The following is a 7462-nucleotide window of genomic DNA, read 5'->3' as shown; positions in this document are numbered from 1 at the left end:
AACCAGCGCGGGCGGCCGGGCGGCGCGGCCGCCGCGTCCACCGCGATCACCTCGAGGAAGGTCGCCGGTCCGAGGCGCAGCAGATGGTTGCGGGTCGCCATCTCGCGGTGGCGTCCGCCTCCGGGCATGTCGACGCCGAGGCCGTCGCGGACATGAGCCACGCCCGCGGCGAGATCCGGTGCGACGATGACAAGATGGTCGAGGGTGAGCATGGATCGATCCGCCGATTCGAACGATCAGGGTCCCAAAGCGACCGGCAACGCATTCCGAGGGGGCGTGATTGACCGTGACGACGATCGATCCCACCCCTGATCATAGAACCACAAACCGGGGGATTCCAAAGGGATCATCCCTTTGGCGGGGGCTCGGGGCCGAGCCCCGAGGATCATGCAGGGCCCTCGCCCGCACCCGCGAAAGATCTCGGGCCTTTCGAAACCCGGACGGGTCCGGGGAAGGATCCGTTCTTCACCGTCGAACGATCACCATGCTTCCATGGCACGCTTCAGGCCTCGGCGACCTGCCGTGACTTCTACCGCATCCCTGTCATCGACAGCCTTCGCCGGTTCCGAGCTGCCCTGCCGGCTTCCGAGGCGGGCGTTACAATCTGTCCCGCACCCGTTTGAGAAAACCTCTCAGCTCGGCGCCGTCGTGAAACACGATATCGGCGGACGAGGACCACCACAGTTTCCGCAAGTCTTCATCTGAAAATTCGTCTGCGGTGATCGAGCCGAGATATTCCCTCCGTCTTGCGCGTTTTTCCGCATCCTTCAAAGGCGATAAGACAGTACGGATCATTTCCTCTTCGCTCGACACGTCGTCGAGAAGATCCTGATAGAATTGCAGGCTGAAATCACAAAATTCCGCAGATAGCTTCATTTCGGCTGCCTTCTGCAGGGGGGAATGCGGCCCGGATAAGAAATCCGCTCGGGGAAGTCGGGTCATGTCTCGACTCGACGCCGATACCACGTTTATTGCGCAGATAAACAGTGATCTGATATGTGTGATTTGCGAATTTTAGCTATGCAATCATCCAGATGCAGCAACTCCAGCCTTCTTTAAATGGAACACAAAATCTGCAATCGATGGCGGATCGTGCGGGATATGGATATTTCATAGGATGGGTCGCGCATCGCAAGGATGAATTCGGGCCAGATATCAGAGCCGATCTCGCGCTCTTCTCAACAACTCACGCAGCCCAGCGCTATCGCGAAACACGGTGTCTGCGGACGACGACCAGACTTCTTGCAGCTCCCTATCGTCTACATGATCCCGCGTTATCTCATCGAGATACGAACGCAGGCGCGCGCGTTGTTGCGGATTTGAGAATGGGGACAAGGCCGAATTGATTAATTCCTCTTCTGTTTCAACGTCGTCCAATATGCCCGAATAAAATTGGAGTGAGAACTTTTCGAATTCCGGTGGCAGCTGCATGTCGATCCCCGTCACTCCGTGGATATGCGGCTCGGACGCAAGAGTCACGCGCCGAATTCAGGTCATGGATCAAGTAAAAACCAGCACTGCGATTATATTTGATATACAAGCTACCTTGATTGCAGCAGCTCGGCATCCGAGGCGTCGTCGCGCGTGATCCCGTCGAGGAAGTCCTGCAGGCGGATCCGCTCCTGGCCGGTGAACGGATCGAGCACGATGTCACAGACCTCGTCTTCCGTCTTCCCGGTCGTGTCTAGGTCCTGGTAGAAATCCAGGCCGAGCCGATGGAATTCCGACGTGGGTTCGAGGCGCGGCTTCGCCATGGCGTCTTCCCTCTTCCCTCTGCGGCGTCCGGACCCGATCCCTCGGATTCTCTGGTCAGAGCCGGTCGCGGGCGCCGGCCAGGAAGGCGCGGAGATCCTGCACGGTGGGGAAGTAGATGTCGGCGTCCGTCTCATTCCACAGCCGTTCCAACGTCGCGTCGGACGCCTCGCGGACGGCCCGGTCGATGAACTGCCGCAGGCGGACGCGTTCCTCGCCACGAAAACGTCTGAGACCGAAATCGTACATCTCCTCGAGCGTCGGCGCGATGCGATCGATGTCCTGGATGTACCAGCGGGCAAAGGTCAGGAATTCCGGGGCGGCCTGCATGTCGATCTCAGTCGTTGCGCGAATAGGCGGTATGGATGCGGTACCCGCGGGGACTGCCCGGATCGTGAACGATGAACATTCCGACACCGTAGGTCGTGCGCAGATACGGCTCGAGCTGCCCCGCCGTGTAGGCTTCCCGCCCGGTTCTCTATCCGAAACGGGATGTCATGAAGGCATCGTCTCTTCTACCGGTTGCGACGTCATCGACCTCCGCAGCATTCTGCTCCAGTGTCCGATTGATAAAGTCGTTCGCAGTCCCCACCGACCCGAACGAGCCATCGCGCTTCAGGCCGTAACTGATGACCGGGAACGTCCTTCTGCTGGCCAGGACGCGACCCATCATCTCCGCATCCGTCTTGCCGACATGCTCGCGAAGCGTATGCCCGCCGCGCGCCTCTTCCTCGGAGAGCAAGACCCTGTACCGGCGGTCGGCATCGTCCGAGACGTGAACGATCCGCGCATCGTCGGCGGAATCATGCCCGTCGCCCGTATCGCCATCCGTCCATTGGCCCCCGTTCGGGTTCCCGGCCGGCAGGCGGGGTTGGTCGGCGTGATACGCACGCAGCGACAGGCGCAACCGCAGGAAGGCGACCTCCACGCGGTACGCGGCGATCATCCATCTCGCCCGCACAAGGCCCGTCGCGCCTGACGCCATGGACTGCACCCCTCGGATCTTCCTATATTCCTGTATAGGAATATAGTCAGAAAGCTCTCATCGCGGTTCTCAAACGCGAAGCGCCGGAGCCTCGAGGAGGCTCCGGCGCTTCGTCGTGGGCGATGGGAGCGGGCGTCGAGCCCGCCCCGGCCTCAGAGCGAGTAGTACATCGTGAACTCGACCGGGTGCGGGGTCATCTCGTAGCGCATGACCTCCTCCATCTTTAGGGCGATGAACGAGTCGATCTGGTCGTCGGTGAAGACGTCGCCGGCCTTGAGGAAGGCGCGGTCGCGGTCGAGGTTCTGCAGCGCCTCGCGCAACGAGCCGCAGACGGTGGGGATCTTCTTCAGCTCGCGCGGGGGCAGGTCGTAGAGATCCTTGTCCATGGCCGCGCCCGGATCGATCTTGTTGAGGATGCCGTCGAGCCCGGCCATCAGCAGCGCCGAGAAGGCGAGGTAGGGGTTGGCCATCGGATCGGGGAAGCGGACCTCGACGCGCTTGGCCTTCGGGCTCTTCGTCCACGGGATGCGGCAGGAGGCCGAGCGGTTGCGTGCCGAGTAGGCGAGCAGCACGGGGGCCTCGTAGCCCGGCACCAGGCGCTTGTAGGAGTTGGTCGACGGGTTGGTGAAGGCGTTCAGCGCCTTGGCGTGCTTGATGATGCCGCCGATGTACCACAGGCATTCCTGGGAGAGGCCGGCGTACTTGTCACCGGCGAAGATCGGCTTGCCGTCCTTCCAGATCGACTGGTGCACGTGCATGCCCGAGCCGTTGTCGCCGAAGACCGGCTTCGGCATGAAGGTCGCGGTCTTGCCGAAGCTCTGCGCCACGTTGTGGATGCAGTACTTGTAGATCTGCATGTGGTCGGCGAGCAGCGTCAGCGTGTCGAACTTCATGCCGAGCTCGTGCTGGGCGCTGGCGACCTCGTGGTGGTGCTTCTCCACCTTCACGCCCATGCCCTGCATCGCGGCCAGCATCTCGCCGCGCATGTCCTGGGCCGAATCCTGCGGCGGCACCGGGAAGTAGCCGCCCTTGGTGGCGACGCGGTGGCCGAGGTTGCCGCCCTCGTAGTCGGTGAAGCCGTTGGTGGGCAGCTCGGTCGAATCGAGCTGGAAGCCGGTGTGGTACGGGTCGGCGCCGAACTTCACGTCGTCGAAGACGAAGAACTCGGCCTCCGGGCCGACGTAGATCGTGTCGCCGATGCCGGTGGACTTGAGATAGGCCTCGGCGAGCTTGGCGGTGCCGCGCGGGTCGCGCGGGTAGGGCGCGCCGGTCGAGGGCTCGAGCACGTCGCAGACGATGACCATGGTGGCCGCCGAGAAGAACGGGTCCATCGTGGCGGTCGCCGGGTCCGGCATCAGCAGCATGTCGGATTCGTTGATCGCCTTCCAGCCGGCGATCGACGAGCCGTCGAACATCGTGCCTTCCTCGAAGATCTCGTCGTCCACCAGGCTGACGTCGAAGGTGACGTGCTGCCACTTGCCGCGCGGGTCCGTGAACCGGAAGTCGACATACTTGACGTCGTTGTCCCGGATGGTCTTGAGCACCTCGGCCGCTGTCGTCATCGTGGACGTCCTCCTGACATTCGTGGGCCGCCGCACCGTGCCGTGCGCCGGACGTGGGCTCCATACAGCCCGCGACGCCGTCGTGCCAACCGAAGGGGCCCGGAAATCGTCGTCGCGCGCCGGCGCGCGCGGCCTCGGGCGACGGGCGGTGCCGCCGCATTGCCCGCGCCCGAGCCGCGCGAACCGGCCCGCTCCGAGCCCGACGCTCACGCGGAGTTGACTGCCTCGGCCGCGCGGGGACGGGAACCGCCGGCGGGACGGCGTTTCGCTGGCACGGTCCCTGCTAGCGGGGTCTCGGTCGTCGGAAGCCCCGGAGCGGCTGCCGTTCCCGCTGGCTTTTCATCGTTAACGGACGAGAGACTCGGAATGACGAAATACAAACTCGAGTATTTGTGGCTCGACGGGTACACGCCGGTCCCGAATCTTCGCGGCAAGACCCAGATCAAGGACTTCGACGGCTTCCCGACCCTCGAGCAGCTCCCGCTCTGGGGCTTCGACGGCTCATCGACCCTGCAGGCCGAGGGCGGCTCGTCCGACTGCATGCTCAAGCCCGTGCGCCACTTCCCCGATTCCACGCGCAAGAACGGCGTGCTGGTGATGTGCGAAGTGATGATGCCGGACGGCAAGACCCCGCACCCGTCGAACAAGCGCGCCACCATCCACGACGACCCGGGCGCCTGGTTCGGCTTCGAGCAGGAATACTTCTTCTACAAGGACGGCCGCCCGCTCGGCTTCCCGTCGACCGGCTACCCCGCGCCGCAGGGCCCGTACTATTGCGGCGCCGGCTACTCGAACGTCGGCCCGATCGCGCGCCAGATCGTCGAGGAGCACCTCGACCTCTGCCTCGACGCCGGCATCAACCACGAGGGCATCAACGCCGAGGTGGCCAAGGGCCAGTGGGAGTTCCAGATCTTCGGCAAGGGCTCCAAGAAGGCCGCCGACGAGATGTGGGTCGCGCGCTACCTGCTGCAGCGCCTGTGCGAGAAGTACGGCATCGACGTCGAGTACCACTGCAAGCCGCTCGGCGACACCGACTGGAACGGCTCGGGCATGCACGCCAACTTCTCGACCACCTACCTCCGCGAGACCGGCGGCAAGGAATACTTCGAGAAGCTGATGGCGGCGTTCAAGGAGAACCTCGACGACCACATCGCCGTCTACGGCCCCGACAACCACATGCGGCTGACCGGCAAGCACGAGACCGCGGCGATCAACCAGTTCTCCTACGGCGTGGCCGACCGCGGCGCCTCGATCCGCGTGCCGCACTCCTTCGTCAACAACGACTACAAGGGCTATCTGGAAGACCGCCGTCCCAACAGCCAGGGGGACCCCTACCAGATCGCCTCGCAGATCCTGAAGACGGTCGAGTCGGTTCCGACCCACTGAGGTCCGGGATTTCGGCCTTACGCGGCGGCGCGGGTCTTCGGATCCGCGCCGTCTTTCGTTCCCCGGGCGCGTGCCGGTCGGAACGCGGACCCCCCTCTCCCGGAGGGGAGAGGAGGCCCTTCGGCGCTTCGCGGAGAGCTCACGCGCCGAAGATTGACCAGCCCATGCGCTTGGTCAGGCTTTCCAGCGCGATCCGGCCGAGATGCGAGTTGCCGGATTCGTCGAGGCCGGGCGACCAGACCGCGATCGAGGCCCGGCCCGGGGCGATCGCCAGGATGCCGCCGCCGACGCCGCTCTTGCCCGGCAGGCCGACCCGGTAGGCGAACTCGCCCGAGCCGTCGTAGTGACCGCAGGTCAGCATCACCGCGTTGATGCGGCGCGCGCGTTCGGGCGGGATCACCGACAGGCCGGTGGCGGGGTTCCGGCCGGAATGGGCCAGGAAGCGCCCCGCCGTGGCGAGCTGCCGGCACGACATGCTGATCGCGCAATGGTGGAAGTAGACGCCGAGCGTGTAGTCGACCGGGTTCTCGACCACGCCGAAGGACTTCATGTAGTTGGCCAGCGCCACGTTGCGGAAGCCGGTGCGCTTCTCGGACGCCGCCACCGCCTCGTCGATGGCGATGGTCGGGTCGTTGGCGAGCGCCTGCATGAAGCGCAGGATCTCGCCCAGCGCCTCGCGCGGCTGGTGGCCGGACAGGATCACGTCGGTCACCGCGATCGCGCCGGCATTGATGAAGGGGTTGCGCGGAACGCCCTGCTCGCGCTCCAGCTGCACGATCGAGTTGAACGGGCTGCCCGAGGGCTCGCGCCCGACGCGCTTCCACAGGGCGTCGCCGACCATGCCGAGCGCGAGCGTCAGGGTGAAGACCTTCGACACGCTCTGGATCGAGAACGGGGTCTCGCTGTCGCCGGCCGCGGCGATGGTGCCGTCGGCATCGATCACGACGAGGCCGAAGGCCTGCGGGTCGACGCGGGCGAGCTCGGGGATGTAGCGCGCGACCGTGCCCCGGTCGGAGCGCTGCCGCATCTCGTAGGCGATCTCCTCGACCACGCTGCGCAGGTGCGGAGCGAGGCTCACGCGCCGCCTCCCGGCGCGGGGCTCAGATCGCGTCCGGCCCGGTCTCGCCGGTGCGGATGCGGATCGCCTCCTCGATGGTCGAGACGAAAATCTTGCCGTCGCCGATGCGGCCGGTCTGGGCCGACTTGCGGATCGCCTCGACGGCGCCCTCGACCAGCGCGTCCGAGAGCACGATCTCGAGCTTCACCTTGGGCAGGAAGTCGACGACGTATTCCGCGCCGCGATACAGCTCGGTGTGGCCCTTCTGGCGGCCGAAGCCCTTGGCCTCGATCACGGTGATGCCCTGGAGGCCGACCTCCTGGAGCGCCTCCTTCACCTCGTCGAGCTTGAAGGGCTTGATGATCGCTTCGATCTTCTTCATGCCGGACGGCCCAACCTGCGCTCTATGATGCCGAATTTCTATCACTCCACCGGTCCGGCCGCCACGCCGTTTTCAACCCGCCCCCGAGGAAACTGCCCATTCTGGTTGCATGAAATGCAAATCGTTTAGGCAATTTTGCCATGAGGGCCGATTGTTTGGGCATCGGCTGGACCGTGCACGGGCAGCGCGGCTTCGAACGAGACGGAAGTGACGTGATGGACGGCTCACGCCTGATGACGGTCGACGCGATGAGGACCGTCGATGCGACGGCGATCGCCGGGGGCACGCCGGGCATCGCCCTGATGCGGGCGGCCGGCGCCGCGGTGGCGGAGCGGGCG

Annotated in this window: 9 protein-coding genes; 1 reads left to right on the top strand and 8 read right to left on the bottom strand. The window is 64.8% G+C overall.

Translation table 11 applies throughout. From position 1 onward, the window contains the following. The 6 genes from FV223_RS15735 to glnA all read right to left on the bottom strand — a co-directional run. Positions 1-212 (bottom strand): VOC family protein (locus FV223_RS15735; protein ID WP_147727917.1); only part of this gene is annotated, 212 nt, incomplete at its 3' end. Positions 213-597: 385 nt separating this feature from the next. After that, entirely contained in the window at positions 598-942 is a 345-nt protein-coding gene (locus FV223_RS15730; protein WP_246686382.1) for a hypothetical protein, read from the bottom strand. Positions 943-1541: 599 nt separating this feature from the next. After that, entirely contained in the window at positions 1542-1754 is a 213-nt protein-coding gene (locus tag FV223_RS15720; protein ID WP_147727915.1) for a hypothetical protein, read from the bottom strand. Positions 1755-1809: 55 nt separating this feature from the next. Next, positions 1810-2082: a hypothetical protein gene (locus FV223_RS15715; RefSeq protein WP_147727914.1), complete on the bottom strand. Its 273-nt coding sequence runs from the start codon at positions 2080-2082 to the stop codon at positions 1810-1812. Positions 2083-2230: 148 nt separating this feature from the next. Beyond that, positions 2231-2698 (bottom strand): RNase A-like domain-containing protein, encoded by a 468-nt coding sequence (locus FV223_RS31845; RefSeq protein ID WP_246689697.1) that lies wholly within the window; start codon positions 2696-2698, stop codon positions 2231-2233. A 191-nt stretch (positions 2699-2889) separates the two neighbouring features. After that, positions 2890-4299 carry a type I glutamate--ammonia ligase gene (gene glnA, locus FV223_RS15705; protein ID WP_147727913.1) on the bottom strand — a complete coding sequence of 470 codons (1410 nt, stop codon included), beginning with the start codon at positions 4297-4299 and terminating at the stop codon, positions 2890-2892. A 366-nt stretch (positions 4300-4665) separates the two neighbouring features. On the opposite strand from glnA, the gene FV223_RS15700 reads away from it, so the two are divergent. Beyond that, the gene (locus FV223_RS15700; protein WP_147727912.1) at positions 4666-5685 is read left to right on the top strand and encodes a glutamine synthetase beta-grasp domain-containing protein; all 1020 of its coding nucleotides are present in this window, start codon (positions 4666-4668) and stop codon (positions 5683-5685) included. Between the two features lie 139 nt (positions 5686-5824). Here the strand turns inward: FV223_RS15700 and FV223_RS15695 are convergent, their stop codons facing one another. Then, entirely contained in the window at positions 5825-6763 is a 939-nt protein-coding gene (locus FV223_RS15695; protein ID WP_147727911.1) for a glutaminase, read from the bottom strand. A 22-nt stretch (positions 6764-6785) separates the two neighbouring features. Beyond that, positions 6786-7124 carry a P-II family nitrogen regulator gene (locus tag FV223_RS15690; RefSeq protein WP_147727910.1) on the bottom strand — a complete coding sequence of 113 codons (339 nt, stop codon included), beginning with the start codon at positions 7122-7124 and terminating at the stop codon, positions 6786-6788. Positions 7125-7462: the final 338 nt, after the last annotated feature.

Origin of the sequence: Methylobacterium sp. WL116 (assembly GCF_008039455.1) — a bacterium.
Classification (GTDB): domain Bacteria; phylum Pseudomonadota; class Alphaproteobacteria; order Rhizobiales; family Beijerinckiaceae; genus Methylobacterium.
The sequence above is the reverse complement of the archived record's forward strand: the minus strand, read 5'-3'. Positions and strand labels throughout refer to the sequence as shown.

Coding starts and splice junctions, on each gene's coding strand:
- FV223_RS15730 (WP_246686382.1), bottom strand. CDS start 942: ATGACCCGACTTCCCCGAGCGGATTTCTTATCCGGGCCGCATTCCCCC.
- FV223_RS15720 (WP_147727915.1), bottom strand. CDS start 1,754: ATGGCGAAGCCGCGCCTCGAACCCACGTCGGAATTCCATCGGCTCGGC.
- FV223_RS15715 (WP_147727914.1), bottom strand. CDS start 2,082: ATGCAGGCCGCCCCGGAATTCCTGACCTTTGCCCGCTGGTACATCCAG.
- FV223_RS31845 (WP_246689697.1), bottom strand. CDS start 2,698: ATGATCGCCGCGTACCGCGTGGAGGTCGCCTTCCTGCGGTTGCGCCTG.
- glnA (WP_147727913.1), bottom strand. CDS start 4,299: ATGACGACAGCGGCCGAGGTGCTCAAGACCATCCGGGACAACGACGTC.
- FV223_RS15700 (WP_147727912.1), top strand. CDS start 4,666: ATGACGAAATACAAACTCGAGTATTTGTGGCTCGACGGGTACACGCCG.
- FV223_RS15690 (WP_147727910.1), bottom strand. CDS start 7,124: ATGAAGAAGATCGAAGCGATCATCAAGCCCTTCAAGCTCGACGAGGTG.